The organism is Dactylosporangium maewongense, from assembly GCF_039531485.1.
Taxonomy (GTDB): Bacteria; Actinomycetota; Actinomycetes; order Mycobacteriales; family Micromonosporaceae; genus Dactylosporangium; species Dactylosporangium maewongense.
The window spans coordinates 301,482-318,333 of record NZ_BAAAQD010000010.1 but is presented as its reverse complement, the minus strand read 5'-3'; the positions used below and the strand labels follow the sequence as shown (position 1 = coordinate 318,333).

14 protein-coding genes are annotated in these 16,852 nt (G+C 72.4%); 4 read left to right on the top strand and 10 right to left on the bottom strand.

What is annotated here, in order from left to right; translation table 11 throughout:
- Positions 1–271: 271 nt before the first annotated feature.
- The 4 genes from ABD332_RS25880 to ABD332_RS25865 are packed head-to-tail and all read right to left on the bottom strand — an operon-like array spanning position 272 to position 2,583.
- Positions 272–832 (bottom strand): GNAT family N-acetyltransferase, encoded by a 561-nt coding sequence (locus ABD332_RS25880; protein ID WP_344504702.1) that lies wholly within the window; start codon positions 830–832, stop codon positions 272–274.
- Positions 829–1,674 carry a hypothetical protein gene (locus tag ABD332_RS25875; protein ID WP_344504701.1) on the bottom strand — a complete coding sequence of 282 codons (846 nt, stop codon included), beginning with the start codon at positions 1,672–1,674 and terminating at the stop codon, positions 829–831. Before ABD332_RS25875 ends, ABD332_RS25880 begins: the two co-directional genes overlap by 4 nt.
- Entirely contained in the window at positions 1,671–2,171 is a 501-nt protein-coding gene (locus ABD332_RS25870; RefSeq protein WP_344504700.1) for a SigE family RNA polymerase sigma factor, read from the bottom strand. Before ABD332_RS25870 ends, ABD332_RS25875 begins: the two co-directional genes overlap by 4 nt.
- Before the next feature lie 31 nt (positions 2,172–2,202).
- Entirely contained in the window at positions 2,203–2,583 is a 381-nt protein-coding gene (locus ABD332_RS25865) for a MerR family transcriptional regulator (RefSeq protein WP_344504699.1), read from the bottom strand.
- Between the two features lie 62 nt (positions 2,584–2,645).
- On the opposite strand from ABD332_RS25865, the gene ABD332_RS25860 reads away from it, so the two are divergent.
- Positions 2,646–3,959 carry an MFS transporter gene (locus ABD332_RS25860; protein WP_344504698.1) on the top strand — a complete coding sequence of 438 codons (1,314 nt, stop codon included), beginning with the start codon at positions 2,646–2,648 and terminating at the stop codon, positions 3,957–3,959.
- Positions 3,960–3,969: 10 nt separating this feature from the next.
- On the top strand, positions 3,970–5,214 hold the full coding sequence (locus ABD332_RS25855) for an outer membrane protein assembly factor BamB family protein (protein WP_344504697.1): 1,245 nt from the start codon (positions 3,970–3,972) through the stop codon (positions 5,212–5,214).
- A 6-nt stretch (positions 5,215–5,220) separates the two neighbouring features.
- Here ABD332_RS25855 and ABD332_RS25850 read toward each other — a convergent pair whose 3' ends face one another.
- From ABD332_RS25850 to ABD332_RS25830, 5 genes are all read right to left on the bottom strand, one after another.
- The gene (locus ABD332_RS25850; RefSeq protein WP_344504696.1) at positions 5,221–5,889 is read right to left on the bottom strand and encodes a hypothetical protein; all 669 of its coding nucleotides are present in this window, start codon (positions 5,887–5,889) and stop codon (positions 5,221–5,223) included.
- Between the two features lie 196 nt (positions 5,890–6,085).
- A complete protein-coding gene (locus tag ABD332_RS25845) occupies positions 6,086–8,770 on the bottom strand; it encodes a glycoside hydrolase family 3 N-terminal domain-containing protein (protein WP_344504695.1) in 2,685 nt (894 codons plus the stop codon).
- A gap of 192 nt (positions 8,771–8,962) precedes the next feature.
- Positions 8,963–10,288 (bottom strand): pectate lyase family protein, encoded by a 1,326-nt coding sequence (locus ABD332_RS25840; protein ID WP_344504694.1) that lies wholly within the window; start codon positions 10,286–10,288, stop codon positions 8,963–8,965.
- Between the two features lie 98 nt (positions 10,289–10,386).
- Positions 10,387–11,493 (bottom strand): LCP family protein, encoded by a 1,107-nt coding sequence (locus ABD332_RS25835; RefSeq protein WP_344504693.1) that lies wholly within the window; start codon positions 11,491–11,493, stop codon positions 10,387–10,389.
- 31 nt (positions 11,494–11,524) lie between these two features.
- Complete coding sequence (locus ABD332_RS25830; protein WP_344504692.1) at positions 11,525–12,493, bottom strand: sulfotransferase; 969 nt, start codon at positions 12,491–12,493, stop codon at positions 11,525–11,527.
- 73 nt (positions 12,494–12,566) lie between these two features.
- Here ABD332_RS25830 and ABD332_RS25825 point away from each other — a divergent pair, with 73 nt between their 5' ends.
- Together ABD332_RS25825 and gndA are read left to right on the top strand one after the other, a co-directional pair.
- A complete protein-coding gene (locus ABD332_RS25825; RefSeq protein ID WP_344504691.1) occupies positions 12,567–12,992 on the top strand; it encodes a hypothetical protein in 426 nt (141 codons plus the stop codon).
- 177 nt (positions 12,993–13,169) lie between these two features.
- On the top strand, positions 13,170–14,606 hold the full coding sequence (gndA, locus tag ABD332_RS25820; RefSeq protein ID WP_344504690.1) for an NADP-dependent phosphogluconate dehydrogenase: 1,437 nt from the start codon (positions 13,170–13,172) through the stop codon (positions 14,604–14,606).
- A 67-nt stretch (positions 14,607–14,673) separates the two neighbouring features.
- On the opposite strand, the gene ABD332_RS25815 is transcribed toward gndA, so the two are convergent.
- Entirely contained in the window at positions 14,674–16,845 is a 2,172-nt protein-coding gene (locus ABD332_RS25815) for a GmrSD restriction endonuclease domain-containing protein (protein ID WP_344504689.1), read from the bottom strand.
- Between the last annotated feature and the right edge of the window lie 7 nt (positions 16,846–16,852).

Below are 16,852 nucleotides of genomic sequence, written 5' to 3'. Positions count from 1 at the left end.
ATCGTGAGAGACGTCGATGGCCGGGGGCGGGTGCCGACCAAGGCATAGGGAGCTCCATTCGTGTCGCTCGGGTGACCAGTGTGTTACGGGGTGATGAGAGAGCGCTCTCTCATCCGGTCACTGTGGACCCTTGGTCGAGTCGTGTCAATGCTTCGGCGCGAATGGGAGAGCGCTCTCCAAACATCGACTACCAGCAGCTCACGGGCCGTCAACGCTGCGTGGAGTAGTGACGAACCCTGATATGCGTGGCGCGGGGAGCGCTCTCCCCAGGTCAGGCCTGCGGGCGGCGCATGATCCAGACCGGCAGCCGGCCGTCGACGGTCAGGTGCTCGACGACGTCGAATCCGGCGCGGCGGTACACCTCGACGTTGACGGGATTGGAGGTCTCCAGCAGCGCGGGCAACCCGTCCTCCGCCGCCCGCCGCAGGGCCGGTGCCATCGCGGCCCGGGCGAGGCGCCGGCCGCGGTGCTCCGGGTGGCAGGCGAGGACCCCGAGGTACCAGCGCCGGTGCGTCGGCATCACGGCGGCGACGGCGTCCTCGTACACGGCGAACCGCCCGGTCGGCACGTGACCCGACGGCGGCGCGTCCGGCCCGTCCCACATCGCGACGGCCGCTCCCCCGTCGGCGACCCAGACGGTGCCGTGGCCGACCCGCGCGTCGAAGAGCCCGCCGGCGAGCGCCGCCGCGTCGCCTTCGAAGGTGGCGTCGTCCGGGTAGAAGAAGCGGAACGCGGGGTCGGCGGCGAACGCGGCGACGACGGTGGCGACCACCGCGTCCCGATGCGCGGGGGTCGCCACCTCGATGACGGGCTGGGTCAGGGGTGTGGTCACGCCCAGGTCATACCACGCAGCACGGCGTCGAACCCGGATTTTCCGATCGCCGGATCGACGACCGTGATCGTGTACCAGACCTGGTGGTCGTCGGACCACCAGCCCGCCGACCGGTCGCCGGGACGGTCGTAGACGGCCGCCGTCCGGCTGCCGAGCCGCAGCGTGTGGTCGGGTTCCGAGAGGGTGACGCCCGGGCTCAGGCGGTAGGCACGCAGCGCCAGGTCCGGGCCGCCGGGCCGGGTGAAGCGCCACACCAGCACGCTGTGGAGCCGGACGGCCGGGAGCTCGGTCCAGCCGCCGGCCGCCAGGTCGGGCAGGTCCGCGGCGCGGACCAGGACCCGCGGCTCCAGGGGCTCCCGGCCGTCCACGATGCCCCGGCCGCCGACCGCCTGGGGCAGCTCGAACGTCCGCGACGCCGGCTGACTGTCGTCGCCGCAGCCGGCGTACGAGCCGGCGAGGTGCAGCGTGACCCTGTTGTCCGCCCACTCGACCCGGTCGTCCGCCGGGTCCCGCTCGACGCACTTGCCGGGCAGCGGCGCCGCGTACACGGTGATCCGGGTGCCGGAGCGGTCGATCCGCGCCACGTCCCACGGGACCTGCGGCACCCACGCCCGGCCCGTGGGCGCGGCCGGTCCGCCGGTGGGCACGTCGGGCGCCCCGCCGGTGGGCACGGCGGCGAACCCCGCCAGCACCGCGAGGGCGGCGGCCACCACGGCCCCCGACCGGGCGATGCGACGCCGGCGGATCCGGCGGCGGATCCCGGCGTGCGGCGCCTGCAGCAGCGCCGGCGGCACCTCGGCGACCGCCCGTTCCAAGAGGTCGGTGACCTGCTCGTCGCTCATCGGCGCACCCCCTCGCTCAGCAGTGCCAGCAGTTGCGGATCGTTGCGCAGCGCCGCCAGGGCCCGGGCCGTGTGCGACTTGACGGTGCCGAGCTTCAGGCCGAGGGCGCGGGCCGTGTCGGTCTCGGTGAAGTCGCCGTGGAAGCGCAGCATCAGCACGGCCCGCTGCTGCCTCGGCAGCCGGGCGAGGGCACCGGCGAGCAGGTGGCGCAGCTCCACCCCCTCGAGCTCACCCCCGCCCGCCGGCAGCTCCGGCAGCCGCTCCGTCGGCAGCTCGCCGCGCCACTTGCGGCGCCACCAGCTCAGGTACGTGCTGGCGAGCATCGCCCGCAGGTACGCGTCCGGCGCGCCGTCGCGGATCCGCGGCCAGCGCCCGTACGCCCGGGCCAGGACGGTCTGCACCAGATCCTCGGCCCGGTGCCAGTCGTGCGTCAGCAGCCAGGCCGAGCGCAGCAGCCGCGGCCAGGCCGCGCTCACGTACGCCTCGAAGTCGTCCAACGGTCCCCTCCCCCGGGGCGGTCCCCTGCGGTCAACGACGCCGTCCCGGCGAAAGGTTGTCCTCCACCTTCTTGAGGTACGCGGCGATGGCGTCGCGGTTGCGGGCCAGGCACGCGATCCGCGCGTCCATCCTGTCGCGCTCGGCCGTCAGCAGCGCGATCAGCTCGTCGCTGGCGTCGGAGACCGTGATCGTGCACGGGTTGTCGGTGCACGGCAGCACCTCCCGGATGACCCGGGTCGGCAGGCCGGCGTCGAGCAGCCCACGGATCTGCTGCACCCGGTCGACGAGGTGTTCGGCGTAGTCGCGGTACCCGTTGTCCTTCCGCTCCGGCGTCAGCAGGCCCTGCTCCTCGTAATAGCGCAGCAGGCGGGCCGGGATACCCGTCCGGCGGGACAACTCACCTATGCGCATGCTCACTCACCCTCGCGTTCCGCTTGACCTTCACATCAGTGTGAACCTCCGACGATGCGGGCATGCCACTGCTCCTGCTGTCCCTCGCGCAGTTCCTCCTGGCCCTGGACTACTCGATCGTCTACGTGGCGCTGCCCGCGATCGCCGCCGATCTGGACCTGTCGCTGACGGCCGCGCAGTGGGTGGTGAGCGCGTACGCGGTGCCGTTCGCCGGCTTCCTCCTCTTCGGCGGCCGGCTCGCCGACCGGGTCGGGGCGGGCCGCCTCTTCGTCGCGGCGACGGTCCTGTTCGGCGCCGCCTCGGTCGCCGGTGGTCTCGCCGGGAACGGCGAGGTCCTGCTGGCCGCCCGCTTCGCCCAGGGGGTCGCCGCCGCGCTGCTGCAACCGGCGGTCCTCGGCCTGCTCGGCACCCTCTTCGTCGCGCGGGCCCGGGCGCTGTCCGTCTGGGGTGCCGTCGGCGCCTCGGGTCTCGCCGCGGGTGTCGTGCTGGGCGGCGCCCTCACCCGCCTGTCCTGGCGCTGGACCTTCTTCGTCAACGTCCCGGTGACCCTGCTGTGCGCCCTCGGCGGCCTCGCGTGGCTGCTGCGCCCCTCCCCGCGCGGCGGCGCCCGGATCCCGCTGCCGGGCGCGCTGCTCGGCACCGGCGCGGCCCTCGCCGCGGTGCTGGCGCTGACCTTCCCGGGCGCCGCGCTGCTGCTCTCCGCCGTGGTGGCGGTGCTGCTCGGCGCCGGCTTCGCGCTGCACGAGCGCACCTCGCGCACCCCGCTCATCCCGCTGGCGCTGCGCCGGATCCGCAGCCTGCGGGTGGGCGTGGCGGCGACCGCGCTCTACATGGCCAGCGTCGGCGCGGAGTTCTACGTCGTGACCCTGCTCCTGCAGACGTCCCGCGGCTATTCCCCGCTCCGCGCCGGCCTGGCGTTCCTGCCCCTGGCCGCCCTGGTCACGGTGGGCAGCGCCGTGACCGGCCGGGCGGTGCGCCGGTTCGGCTCCCCCGCCGTCCTGTCCGCCGGCTTCGCCCTGGCCGCCGCGGGCCTGGCCTGGCTGGCGGTGTTCGCCGGCGGCTCCTACGCCGGCGGCCTCCTGCCGGGGCTGCTGGTCACCGGTTTCGCCCACGGCATGGTCTACACCGCGATGTTCGTCCTCGGCGCCCGCGACGTCCCGGCGGCGCACCAGTCCTCGGCGGGCGCCGTCCTGACCACGTCCCAGTACCTGGCCGGCGCGGTGACGATCGCCCTGCTCACCCTGGTCCTGACCAGCGGCTCGTTCGCGTGGGCCTTCGGGCTGACCGCCGGGGCTGCCGCGGCGGGAGCCCTGATCGCCGTCGCCGCCGTGCCCGGCTTTCGGCCGCGCGGTATCCGCGCGGTCCGTGCTGAGTGACACTGATGCGGTGATCGACCTCGATGCGCCCGGCCCGGTGCGGGCGGCGCCGGCACGCCGCCCCTGGTGGTTGCCGGGGCTGCTCGTCATGGTGCTGGTCCTGCCCGGCAGCGGTCCGATGACGGCCGACCCCGCGTCGGGGCCGCCGGCCCCGTCGGTGGTGCTGGAGGGCGACGGGATCGGCGACATGCGCGCCGACGGCGACACCCTGGTCCTGCTGATGCGGACCGCCATGGCGGCGTACCGGATGCCGGGCGGCACCCGCCGCTGGAGCGTCCCGGTCGAGCCCGGCGCGCGGCTGCTGGCCGCCTCGCACGGCCGCGTGGTCCTCGCCGTCGAGGAGCCGGCGACTCGCACGGCCGCCCTCGTCGGCCTCGACGCCGCGACGGGCACCGAGGTCTGGCGGCGCGACGGGTCCGTGCCGTCGCCGCCGTCCGGTGAAGGCCCGCCGGGGCTGCTGCTCGCCCGCGCGGACGACGTGATCGACGGGCGCCTCCTCGGCCTCGACGTCCGCACCGGCGAGGTCCGCTGGCAGCTCGGCACGCCCTCGGTCCGCCGCGTCCTGGCGGCGGCCGGCGGCCGGCGGGAGATCGCCGACCTCGACCCCGACGGCACGCTGCTCATCCGCGACGCCGGCTCGGCCGCGGTCGTGCGCACGGTCGCGCTGCCCGGCCTCGGCGCGGTCGACGGCTTCGACGTCGCCGGCGACCGGCTGCTCGTCTACCACTTCGAGCGCACCACGCTGCTGGACAGCGCCGTGTACGACCTGACGACCGGCCGCCGCCTCTGGCAGCGCACCGCCATGGCGGCCGCCGGCGGCCTGTGGTGGTGCGGGACCCTGCTGTGCACCGGCACCGTCGGCCGGACCACGGTGGTGGACCCCGACACCGGCGACCCGCGGTGGAGCATCACCGGCTGGACCGACCTCGGCCCGTTCGGCGACGGCCTCATGTGGGCGACCGAACCCACCCCCGACACCGCCGACCCGGCGCTCGGCGCCGTCGTGCTCGACGCCACCACCGGCCGGGTCGTGCGCCGCTTCGGCCCGTGGGACGTCGTCGCCGCGCTCCCGGGCCACGCCGCCCTGGTGACCGGCCGCAACCCCGGCGGCTCGCTGGTCGCCCGCCTCGACCTCACCACCGGCGCGGTGACCGTCCTGGGCCGCACCGAGCACTGGCCGGCCCCGCCGAAGTGCCTGGCCACCGCCACCCTGCTGGCCTGCCACCGCGAGCGGGTGTCGGTCTGGCAGCTGTGACGCCGGCTACCGGTCCGCTTCGAGGGGGTACCCGTACTTCTCGGCCGCCGCGCGGACGTGACCCGGTGCGGCCGCCGGGTTGATCGCCCGGATCACCGCATCGGTCAGCGGCAGGAACGCGACGACGTGCCCGACCGCGGCCCTGGGCAGGACGACCTCGTGCACCTCCTCGGCGTACGTGCAGTACTGCTCGGCGATGTCGTCGAAGAGGACGTCCAGCAGCCACGAGCCGTCCGGGTCCACCTCGTCGTCGTCCGCGGGCGAGAAGTCGATGTCCTCCCCCGCGTGCCACCGCTCGTCACCGGCGCGCCGCCACAGGACGAAGGTGGCGTCGAGCGTGCCACCCGGGCCGCTGAAGGCGGGCTCGGCCGCCATGGCCTCGAACTCCTGGGGAAGCCCGTCGAGCAGCCCCGGCCACAGCCCGCCGTCCGTGTACCTGAACATCGACGACTCGTGGTAGACACCCCGGACGAAGGCACCCCCGCCGGCGGTGAAGACGATGTCGTACTCCTCACCGCTCCCGTTACGCATCGCCGCCGCCTCGTCACCGCCCCACGCACGGTCGTAGGTGTAGTGGTCACCCCCGACGATGGCGTCAAGCACCGCCAGCGCCTTGCACCGCCGCCGCACCACCTCAACCGCAGGCAACCGCCCGGCAGCGTCGTACACCGTCACCCCGGCATCGTAAGCCGCCGCCAACCACCGGCCTGACGAGGAAACGGATCCGCCGGCGCTGCTACCGGACACCGGCTGGAGACGCGCGCCGGCTGGGCACGAGGTGAGAACGCCGGACCGCCACGCCGGTGGACCAAGGTGGCGTGGCGGTCCGGGGAGGGGCGGGGCAGGCGGCTGCGGGAGCGACCGCGGGTGCTCAGCTGACGGTGCAGGCGGCTCCGTTCACGGTGAAGGCAGTCGGGCGGGGGTTTGTGCCGGTGTACGAGCCGTTGAAGCCGATCGACACGGTGCCGCCGGCGGGGAGGGCGCCGTTCCAGGACTCGTTGCGGGCGGTGACGGCGGCGCCGGTCTGGGACCAGGTCGCCGACCAGCCCTGGGTGACGCGCTGGTTGCCGGGGAACGTGAACGCCAGGGTCCATGCGGACAGCGGGGTGCCGCCGGTGTTGCGGATCGTCACCGCGCCGCCGAAGCCGCCGCCGCCCCACTCGCTCGCCGTGTACGTGACCGCGCAGGTCGCGGTCGGATCGGTGCCACCCGGGGTGGTGACCGTCGCGGCCGCCGAGGCGGGGCCCGTCCGGCCGGCGGCGTCGACCGCGACGACCGTGTACCGGGTGGTCGTGCCCGGCGTGAGGCCCGTGAGCTGGTACGACAGGCCGGTGACCGTGCTCAGCAGGGTGCTGTCGCGGTACACCCGGTAGCCGGTCGGGGTGCTGCCGGAGGCCGGCGCGGTCCAGGTCAGCGACGCCGAGGTCGAGGTGACCGCCGACACGACGGGCGTGCCTGGCTGGCCGGGCGACTCGACGGCGCCTGGCGTGGTCACGGTCACCGCGGCCGAGGCGGGACCCGTGCGGCCGGCGGCGTCGACCGCGACGACCGTGTACCGGGTGGTCGTGCCCGGCGTGAGGCCGGTGAGCTGGTACGACAGGCCGGTGACCGTGCTCAGCAGGGTGCTGTCGCGGTACACCCGGTAGCCAGTCGGGGTGCTGCCGGAGGCCGGCGCGGTCCAGGTCAGCGACGCCGACGTCGACGTGACCGCCGACGCGACCGGGGTGCCAGGCTGGCCGGGTGACTCGACGGTGCCGGTGTAGGTCAGGCCGAACCCGAACGGGAACAGCGGTGTCTTGCCGTCGCCGTCGTTGATGGGTTCCTGGGACGCGGTCTGCATCCAGGTGACAGGCAGCTTGCCGGTCGGGTTGTGGTCGCCGAAGAGGACGTCGGCGACGCCGGCGCCCTCGGTGCCGGGCAGCCAGGCGGCGAGCAGGGCGCGCCAGTCGGGCAGTTGCGCGGCGATGTCGAGCGGGCGGCCGGAGACGAGGACGACCACGACCGGGACGCCCGACGCCTTGAGCGTGTTGAGCGCCTGCAGGTCGGTCGCGTCCAGGCCGAGGGAGCCGGGCCGGTCGCCCTGGCCCTCCGCGTAGGGGGTCTCGCCGATGACCGCGATCGCCGCCGTGTAGGAGCCGTCGATGCCGGCGCCGGTCGCGTTGTACTGCACCGTCGAGCCGGGCGCGGCGGCGCGGATGCCCTGCAGGATCGTGGTGCCGGTGGTGGTCTGGCCGCTCGCGCCCTGCCAGCTGATCGTCCAGCCGCCGCTCTGGTTGCCGATGTTGTCGGCGCTCTTGCCGGCGACGAAGTAGCGCCCGCCGTTCTTCGCGAGGGGCAGCACGTTGCCGGTGTTCTTCAGCAGCACCTGCGACTCGCGGACGGCCTGGCGGGCCACGGCGCGGTGGGCGGCGCTGCCGACGGTCGGGGTGAACGTGCGGTCGGCGAGGGGCTTCTCGAACAGCCCGTACTCGAACTTCTTCGTCAGGATCCGCCGGTTGGCGTCGTCGATGCGGGCCGTCGTCACCCGGCCGGCCTGCACCTCGGCCCGCAGCGTGGTGATGAACGACTTCCACTCGGTGGGCACCATGACCATGTCGATGCCGGCGTTGACCGCGCGGCGGACCTCGGAGGCGGTGAACCCGGTGCCGCCCTCGATCTGGTCGATGCCGTTCCAGTCGGACACGACGAAGCCCTTGAAGCCCAGCTCGCCCTTGAGGACGGTGGTGATGAGGTAGTCGTTGCCGTGCAGCTTCTGGCCGTTCCAGGAGGAGTACGACACCATCACCGACGCGACGTTGCGCCGCACGGCCTCGGTGAACGGCGGCAGGTGCACGGCGCGCAGCTCCGCCTCGGACAGCTGGGTGTCGCCCTGGTCGACGCCGCCGGTCGTGCCGCCGTCGCCGACGTAGTGCTTGGCCGTGGCCAGCACGCCCTTGCCCTGGTAGCCGTCGATGATCGTGGCCATCTGCACGGGCAGCTCGGGCTTCTCCCCGAACGACTCGTAGGTGCGGCCCCACCGGTCGTTGCGGGCCACGCACAGGCACGGGGAGAAGGTCCAGTCGACGCCGCTGCCCTGCACCTCCTCGGCGGTGGCCGCGCCGACCTGCTGCACCAGCGCCGGGTCGCGGGTCGCGCCGAGGCCGATGTTGTGCGGGAAGATCGTGGCGCCGGCGAGGTTGTTGTGCCCGTGCACCGCGTCGGAGCCGTAGATCAGCGGGATGCGCAGCGGGGTGGCCAGGGCGCCGTTCTGGAACCGGTCGACCATGTCGGCCCAGCCGGTCGCCGTGTTCGGCGAGGGCGCCGAGCCGCCGCCGGAGAGGATCGAGCCGATCTTGTACTGGGTGACCTCGGCCGGCGTGATCGACGCGCGCTCGGCCTGGGTCATCTGCCCGATCTTCTCGTCGAGCGTCATGCGTGACAGCAGGTCCTCGACCCGGGTGGCGACCGGCAGCGACGGGTCCTCGTACGGCACGGCGGCCAGCGCCGGCCGGGCGACGGTCAACGTCGCGGCGACGAGAGCGCAGGTGGCGGCGAAGGTGATGGCGGAGCGGCGCATCCGGGTGTTCCTCCTCGGCGGCAGGGGGCTCCGACGCTAAGCCGCGGCTGCCCCCGTACGCCGGTCGCCGCTCCCGCAAGAGCACGAAATCCCTGCTCACCGCGCCGCCAGGAATGAAAGCTACAAAGCCGCACCGGCCGACGGATTGCCGTCGGCCGGTGCGGTGGTGGGGTGTGTCGAACCAGCAAAGCGTCAGAAGCCGAGCTTGCCCGCGCCCGCCTTCGCGGACACCAGGGCCGGGACCGCCGTCGCGGGGTCCGGGGCCGCGGCCCGCAGGGTCGGCACCCAGGTGCCGGCCGTCAGGTCGGGGTCGTGGCCGGCGTTGTACTCGTCGACGAGGCTGACGGCCGAGACCGGGCCGGTGCCGATCCGGGTGGCGGTGCCGACCTCGGTGATGGTGCCGGGGGCGGTGCCGCGCCAGTCGTACACGACGGACGACAGCGGGATGTCGGCGCTGCGGAGCAGGAAGTTGTTCTCCGCGTACAGCGAGGCGTAGACGCCGACGCCCCACGAGTAGCTGTAGCTGTCCTCGTCGGTGGCGTAGAAGTAGTTGGAGTAGACGTCGACCTGGCCGAAGCGGACCCGCGGCACGCGCTGGCCGACGTTGGCGAAGCGGTTGTGGTGGATGGTGACGCGGAGCTTGCCGACGTCGGCGCCGACGGTGTTCGAGGAGCCGATGAGCATCGTCTTGTCGTGGTCGAAGAAGTTGTTCCACGAGATGGTGACGAGGTCGGAGGCGCGGATCACGTCGAGGGCGCCGTCGTGGACCTGGTACGGGCGGCCGAAGTACAGCGGCTGCGTCTCGTCGGTGTTGTTGCCGTCGCTGAAGTTGTTGTGGTCGGCCCAGACGTGGGTGGAGCCGGTGACGGTCACCGTGTCGTAGAGGGAGTTCCAGTTGCCCAGGGCGCCGTCGGTCGGGTCCCACGAGGGGAAGCAGTCGTGAGCGTCCTCGAGGCGCAGGTTGCGCAGGATGACGTTGTCGACCTTCTCGACGAGCAGGTTGGCGCCGGTGATCTTCGAGCCGCCGAGGCCGACGATCGTGGTGTTGCCGCCGACCTTGATGTTGACCCGCGCGCCCTGGTTCTTCGCCGACCGCGCCCGGGCGTCCTCGAGCGGGCCGGTGGGCTTCGTGGCGCGGCCCCAGACGGCCGGGTCGTACGCGGCGAGGAACGCGTCCAGGCTGTACGCCGGGTCGGCGTAGTCGGCGCACGTGTGGCCGGCGTTGGCGTCGATCCCGCCGGACACGAAGACGATCTTCGGGGTGTCGCCGGCGACGGCCGCGGCCAGCTCGTCGCGGGTGCGGACGGTGAAGACGTGGTCGGCGTCGGCCAGCGCGCCGCCGGTGGTGCCGGTGGTGTCCGAGGCCCAGCCGTCGCCGGCGGGCAGGGCCTGACGGGCTAATGCGAGGGCGGCGGGGGGTGTGCCGGCGCCTGCGAAGGCGATCGGGGCGCTGACGGCCGCGCCCGCGAGCAGTGCCGCGCTGGCGACGGCGGCGGCCACGACGGTGGTCTTGCGCATGCAGACTCCAAAAGAGGCGAGGAAAGCGCATTCCTAGCGCCAACGTGCCACCCGGTACAGAGCGGAGTCAATGCTCTGCGTTTGCAGGATTGTTGCAGTCAGGACGGCTGGATGACCCAGTCCGGATGCTTCCGGGCGAACGCGTCCAAGGAATCCGAACAGGCCGCGGCGAACAGGTCGAGCGTCACGGGGTCCAGCTGCTCGAACGCCGTGCCGTTGCGGGTCGCGGCGTTGAACTGCCCGCCGTTGGTCCGCAGCATCGTCACCGCGTCGGGGCGCAGCCCGCGCAGCTGAAACATCCAGTCGGTGACGGACCGCCCGTTGCCGTCGAAGGTCAGCGACTCGCCGACCGCGGTCAGCGTACGGTCGAGCGCGAGGGGGTTGCCCAGCACGCCGGCCGAGGTGACCCGGCGCCCGAGCGCGGTGAGCAGCTGCTGCTGGTGGCGCTGGCGGCCGTAGTCGCCGTCCGGCAGCAGCTCCCGCTGCCGCACGTAGTCGAGGGCCTCCCAGCCGGCGAAGTGGCGGCAGCCCACCTCGTACACCTGCGGCCTGACCCCGGGGATCCGCTCGGGGCGGAACGTCGGCGGGATCAGGCGGAACGGCGCGGTCTGCCGGCCCTGCTCGTCCCACCCGATGTGCACGGACACGGTCCGCACGTCGACGCACAGGTCGACGCCGCCGACCGCGTCCACGACCCGGCGCAGCCCGGCGAAGTCGATGATCGCGCCGGCGTCGAAGGCGAGGCCGGTGAGCTGCCGCACGGTCGTGGCGAGCAGCGCGAACCCGCCGGCCCGCCCGCCGCCGCCCTGCGACCCGGCCGCGAACGCGGCGTTGAGCTTGTCGGTGCCGTGCCCGGGGATCTCGACCCGGGTGTCCCGCGGCAGCGACACCAGCCAGGCCCGGTCGCCGCCCGCCGACACGTGCAGCACGATGATCGAGTCGGCGCGGGCGCCGGCCTGGTCCTCGCCGGGCCGCGCGTCGATCCCGACCAGCAGGATGTTGCGCCCCGGCTGCGCCGACGCCGGCGGCGGACTCCACCGGGGCGCCGACTCGATGGTGATCTGCCGAGGGGGCGGGCGGTCCCGCGCCGCCTCGCCGAGCAGGTCCACCTGGTCGACGGCGCCCTCGTAGTGCCGCCACGCCACGGTGCCCCCGCCGACCAGCGAGACCAGCGCGACGGCGGTGACGATCATCCCGCGCCACACACTGGAAGCATCGGCGGGCAGGGCGCGGATGTTAGGAGTCGCGGTACCCGTACCGGCGCCGCAACGGCACGGTGAAGGCCCCGGTCAACCGGCGGTGCCGCGGCGCCATCCCCCTCGTCCACTCGTCGTCGAGCCGCAGGTGGACCGCCCCGGAGCGGAACCGGACGGGGTTGCCGGAGACCTGGTGGGTGGGGCGCACGAACACCTCGCCGCGGTCGCCGACCGGCACCGCCGCGGCGGGGACGCCACCGAGCCGGGTGACGGCCCGCAGCGTCGCGTCCGGCGCGGCGACCAGGTCCTCGTACCGGAACCGCAGGTACGGCAGGCCCGCCCGGCGGGTGATCCGCTCCGTCGCGAGGTTCCACGCCGACCAGTACAGCGCCGTGGACGCCGGGTGCATGCGGGGCATCAGCTCGCCGTTCGGCGCGTCCGGGTCCTTCTTGTGCCGCTGCCACGAGTACGCGACGGCTCGCGGGTCGCGGACGATGTGCGCCACCCGCACGTCCAGGCCGGGCGCCTGCAGCAGCGCCGTCAGGTAGGACGGGAACTTCGAGGAGTCGACGACGACGTCGGCGCCGCTGACCTTCGCCACGGCCCGGTACAGGTCGGCGAGGGCCCGGTAGTACCAGCGCAGCTCGTCCGCGCCGGGCGGCCGGGTCGGGCGCAGCACCAGCCCCGGCAGGTGCCGGGTCCGGAAGCGGCGGGACGCCTCGTCGAGCTCGCGCAGCTCGTCGTCGTCCGGGATGCGGCCGAACGCCTCGTGCAGGACCTCCACCCAGAACTCGCACGAGCGCAGCGGCGTGCCGCAGCTGCACCGCCGGTTCTGCAGCAGGCCGCGCTCCCAGAGGAACTTGATCTCACCGACGCCGACGAGGCCGGGCACCTGGTCCAGCATTCCCTCCGCGAGGGTGCTGCCGCTGCGGCCCCACCCGGCGAGGTACAGCACGCGGGTGGTCGGCGGCTCGTCGGTGTGCACCTTCGTCCAACGTTGCGCCGCCATCGCGGGTTACGACCTGGTTGGACCGTTTTGCCGGGGCGTTTGACCCGCCATGGATCGGGGGTACCACGTCGTGATGCGACGCGGGTTGGTCATCGCCGCCGTGGTCCTCACCGTGGTCCTCGGCTGGGGTGCGTTCGCCTCGACCCAGCCGCCGGGCCGGCACGAGTTCCGCGCGACGGCGGTCGAGGCCGCCCAGTCGGCGCACGACGCCCTCGAGTCCGCGTATGCCGCCGGCACCGAGCTGCGGCAAGGCCGGGTGACGACGCTCTACGTGACCGTCCTGCTCGACGGCGGCACCAGGCGCACCGCCACCCGGATCGACAAGCTCGCCCACCTGCCGCCGCCGGACGACGACATGCGCGCGCTGCGCGACGAGCTCGCCCCGATGCTCACCGAGAGCATGCGGCGCCTCGGCGACACCGCCGCCGAACCCACCGAGGTCGGGGCGCTGCCGGCGCTCACCGAACGCCTGTCGGTGTTCCTGGAGCAGTACGGGTGAGGCGGTCCTTCCCTCATCACCCCGGCAGCGGCTCTCCTGGATCCTGGAACCCGCCGCCCGTGCCGTGCCGGGGCGCAACAGCAGGCGGGTAGCCTGGTCCGACGCGCGCTTCGAACCGAGATCCCGGGGTAGTGATCGCCGGTCGGGGCGAGATCGTCTTTGACTGGAGAGGTTCCGATGTCCGACCTTGCTCAAATCGGCGTGACCGGTCTCGCGGTGATGGGACGTAACCTGGCCCGCAACCTGGCCCGCAACGGTTACACCGTCGCCGTGCACAACCGCTCCTACGAGCGGACCCGCCGCCTCGTGGACGAGTTCGGGCACGAAGGCACGTTCGTGCCGAGCGAGTCGATGGCCGACTTCGTCGCGTCCCTCGCACGCCCGCGGGCCGTCATCATCATGGTGAAGGCCGGCGGCCCCACCGACGCCGTCATCGACGAGCTGATCCCGCTCCTGGAGCCCGGCGACATGATCGTCGACGCGGGCAACGCCCACTTCGCCGACACCCGCCGCCGCGAGCAGGCGCTGCGCTCCGCCGGTCTGCATTTCGTCGGTACCGGCGTCTCCGGCGGCGAGGAGGGCGCGCTGCTCGGCCCCTCGATCATGCCCGGCGGCTCACCCGAGTCGTACCAGACCCTCGGCCCCATGTTCGAGAAGATCGCCGCGGTCGTCGACGGCACCCCGTGCTGCGTGCACGTCGGCCCCGACGGCGCCGGCCACTTCGTGAAGATGGTCCACAACGGCATCGAGTACGCCGACATGCAGCTCATCGCGGAGGCCTACGACCTGCTCCGCGCCGGCATCGGCGCCACCCCGGCCGAGATCGCCGACATCTTCCGCACCTGGAACACCGGCGACCTCGAGTCCTTCCTCATCGAGATCACCGCGGACGTCCTCGGCCACGTCGACGCCGAGACCGGCCAGGCCTTCGTGGACATCGTCCTGGACCAGGCCGAGCAGAAGGGCACCGGCCGCTGGACCGTGCAGAGCGCCCTCGACCTGGGCGTGCCGATCACCGGCATCGCCGAGGCCACCTTCGCCCGCTCCCTGTCCGGCCACGCCGACCAGCGCGCCGCGGCCCGTGCGGCCTTCCCCTCGACCTCGGGCGGGCTCCAGGTCGAGGACCGGGACCAGTTCATCGAGGACGTGCGCCTGGCCCTCTACGCCTCGAAGATCGTCGCGTACGCGCAGGGCTTCGACCACATCGAGGCCGGCTCCGCCGAGTTCGGCTGGGACATCGACCGCGGCGCCGTCTCCACCATCTGGCGCGGCGGCTGCATCATCCGCGCCCGCTTCCTCAACCGTATCCGCGAGGCCTACGACGAGAACCCGTCGCTGAAGAGCCTCATGGTCGCCCCGTACTTCGCCGACGCCGTGAACTCCGGCGTCCCCTCCTGGCGCCGCGTCGTGGTCGCCGCCGCCCAGGCCGGCATCCCCACCCCCGCGTTCTCATCCTCGCTGGCCTACTTCGACGGCCTGCGCGCCGAGCGCCTGCCCGCCGCCCTGATCCAGGGCCTCCGCGACAACTTCGGCGCCCACACCTACCGCCGCACCGACCGCGACGGCTCCTTCCACACCCAGTGGGCCGGCGACAAGAAGGAACACACCGCCTGACCCACCCTCGACCTGGCGGCCGCCACGCTGCGCCTCCGGCTCGGCGTGACGGCCCTCGGCGGCAGCCCTACCGCTCGAAATGATCGAGGTAGCGCTGCCGCACGGTGTCGAGCCGCTCGCGGGTCCGCTCGACCTGCCAGAAGGCCCAGCCATTGCTGGCCACGCCGACCGCGTGCTCCATGGCCTTGGTGGGTGAGGTAGCCCTGGCCTCGGAGGCGGTCTCGATGGTGCCGTCCGGGTGGACGCGCGCGTAGTGCAGCCGGTCACGCCGGCGCCCGATGAGCCGATCGTCGGTGACGATGAAGCCCGCCTGCACCAGATCCTTGAACCGGACCCCGTAGCGGGTGCGCGTCCCGGCTACCCCCGGTCCTGGCGTCACCGGCGACGCCAGTCCGACTGCGTCCAGGCTCCAGATCCGTTTTGCGATCTCGAGGTAGAAGCGGCCGCGCGCGTCGATGAACGGTTCCAGTTTGGTACTCGCGTCGTAGGTGGCGACCATCTGAAGCAGACCGTGACCACGTAGGAACTCCCGAAGCCGGACGTTGCTCCGCTCGAAGAAGTCCGGATTGAGCATCCCAGCCAGCAGGGTGTCTTTCCGATAGCGCACCAGCTTGTCTTCGAGGAGCATCCCCCCGTAGGTTCCGTTGTCCCGTCCGTCCAGGAGCAGCAGGGCCCCGATCCGGTTGCGCAGGTAGCCGTAGTAGCGCTCATCCGGCACCTTGTGCGCGTACCTCGACGCCGTGCTGGTGAAGAGATGTTCGATCTCGAAGTCGCGGTCATTGGATCGACGCTTGAGGAGCCGATCCGTGGGGTCTTCCTCGCCGTTGGTAGCGCCCATCTCCACCCACGCGGTGAGCCTTGTCAGCACATAGTGCACGAACCTTCGCTTGGCGTCATAGGTCAGATCCGGGATGCGCTCCAACCGGGTCGTCCAGTCGGCGGCGTGTTCCCCGAGCGCGCGGCTCAGTTCCTCGGCTGACTCGGTCAGCCGTACTGCCGGCAAGACCGTCGAGACCAGCCCATCGATGTGCTTCTGCTCCACTGGTTCGTCGTCCAGCGTCTGCGTCACGTAGAAGAGGTCGAGAAAGTTGGCCACCATCCGCGCCTTCTGCTCCCGGACCGCCTCCGAGTCACCTGGTCGCAGGGCCGCGATGGTCAGATCGAACTGCTCGGCCATGCCGTTGAAAGCGTTGTACCGCACAGCTTTGAGACCCGGTTTCAGCTCGGAACGCGCACACAGCAGCGCGACGTAGCTGCTATGAAGCGGATACAGCACCTCGGTGAGCAGGCGAGCCCGGTCGCCGTTCTTCTGGTTGGGCCAGATCTCCTCCTCGTGCGAACGCACCCACTCGTGGGTCGCATCGGCCAGACTCGGCCCGGGCTTTTGCGCGACGTCAGGAAACTTGGCCCGGAAGACCGTCCTCAGGTAGGCGAATGCGGCGCCCTGTTCCGTACTCTCCAGAGCCGACACCATCGTGGTCCACTTGCCTTCCAGCTCACGCGGATCGGATCCGGCGTCACTGAGCAGGAATCGCTTGAGGTGGTCCATAGGCGAGAGGCGCACACCACAGTCATTGATCGACTGGAACATCTCCTCGGCGCGATCGCGGTCCCCGGCGTCCATCACGACCAGGGACACCCGGAAGAGCAACCAGTCAATGAACATGACCAGGACGTCGCCGTGGAGTTCTGCCGGGTAGTGGATGTCGATGTACTGGTACGCCTGCCAGATGCGCCGGACGTTGAGCGGAGCGTCGGCCACGTTGAAGCCGCGCCCGTTCAGGAGAGCGTCGAAGCAGCTGCCGTACTCCTCGACGTCCACCCGAAACGTCCGCCGGACAAACCGTTCGGACATGATCAACGTGGAAAGCCTGCCGGCCCTGGTGCCCGCCTTTGGGATCGCCGCCGCTTGCCGCTGTAGGTAGATCAGCAGGAGCAGGAGCGTGATAATGCGCTGCTGACCGTCAACCAGGGAGGTTTGTTCTTCCGCGGTGCAGATGATGTACGGTCCGAGGAAGTACGGGTCGTACGAACTCACGTCCTGCAGCGAGTGGTGTTCTTTGTACTGATCCAAGAACTTCCTGGAAAGGTCAGCCATCAGTCGCGCGACTTGGGGCTCCTCCCAGACATATGCACGCTGGTAGTAGTCGAGGGCGAAAGGCCCCGTGCTGAACAGCGCGTCGACGGACTGCTCGCGGGCGGTGACCAGCTTCTTGGTGTTGTTGCGACCCCTTGCCACGACAGCC

Bases quoted from the DNA above. Each gene is read 5' to 3' on its own strand.
- ABD332_RS25875 (WP_344504701.1), bottom strand. From the start codon at position 1,674: ATGAGCGACGAGCAGGTCACCGACCTCTTGGAACGGGCGGTCGCCGAG.
- ABD332_RS25865 (WP_344504699.1), bottom strand. From the start codon at position 2,583: ATGCGCATAGGTGAGTTGTCCCGCCGGACGGGTATCCCGGCCCGCCTG.
- ABD332_RS25860 (WP_344504698.1), top strand. From the start codon at position 2,646: ATGCCACTGCTCCTGCTGTCCCTCGCGCAGTTCCTCCTGGCCCTGGAC.
- ABD332_RS25845 (WP_344504695.1), bottom strand. From the start codon at position 8,770: ATGCGCCGCTCCGCCATCACCTTCGCCGCCACCTGCGCTCTCGTCGCC.
- ABD332_RS25840 (WP_344504694.1), bottom strand. From the start codon at position 10,288: ATGCGCAAGACCACCGTCGTGGCCGCCGCCGTCGCCAGCGCGGCACTG.
- ABD332_RS25830 (WP_344504692.1), bottom strand. From the start codon at position 12,493: ATGGCGGCGCAACGTTGGACGAAGGTGCACACCGACGAGCCGCCGACC.
- ABD332_RS25825 (WP_344504691.1), top strand. From the start codon at position 12,567: ATGCGACGCGGGTTGGTCATCGCCGCCGTGGTCCTCACCGTGGTCCTC.
- gndA (WP_344504690.1), top strand. From the start codon at position 13,170: ATGTCCGACCTTGCTCAAATCGGCGTGACCGGTCTCGCGGTGATGGGA.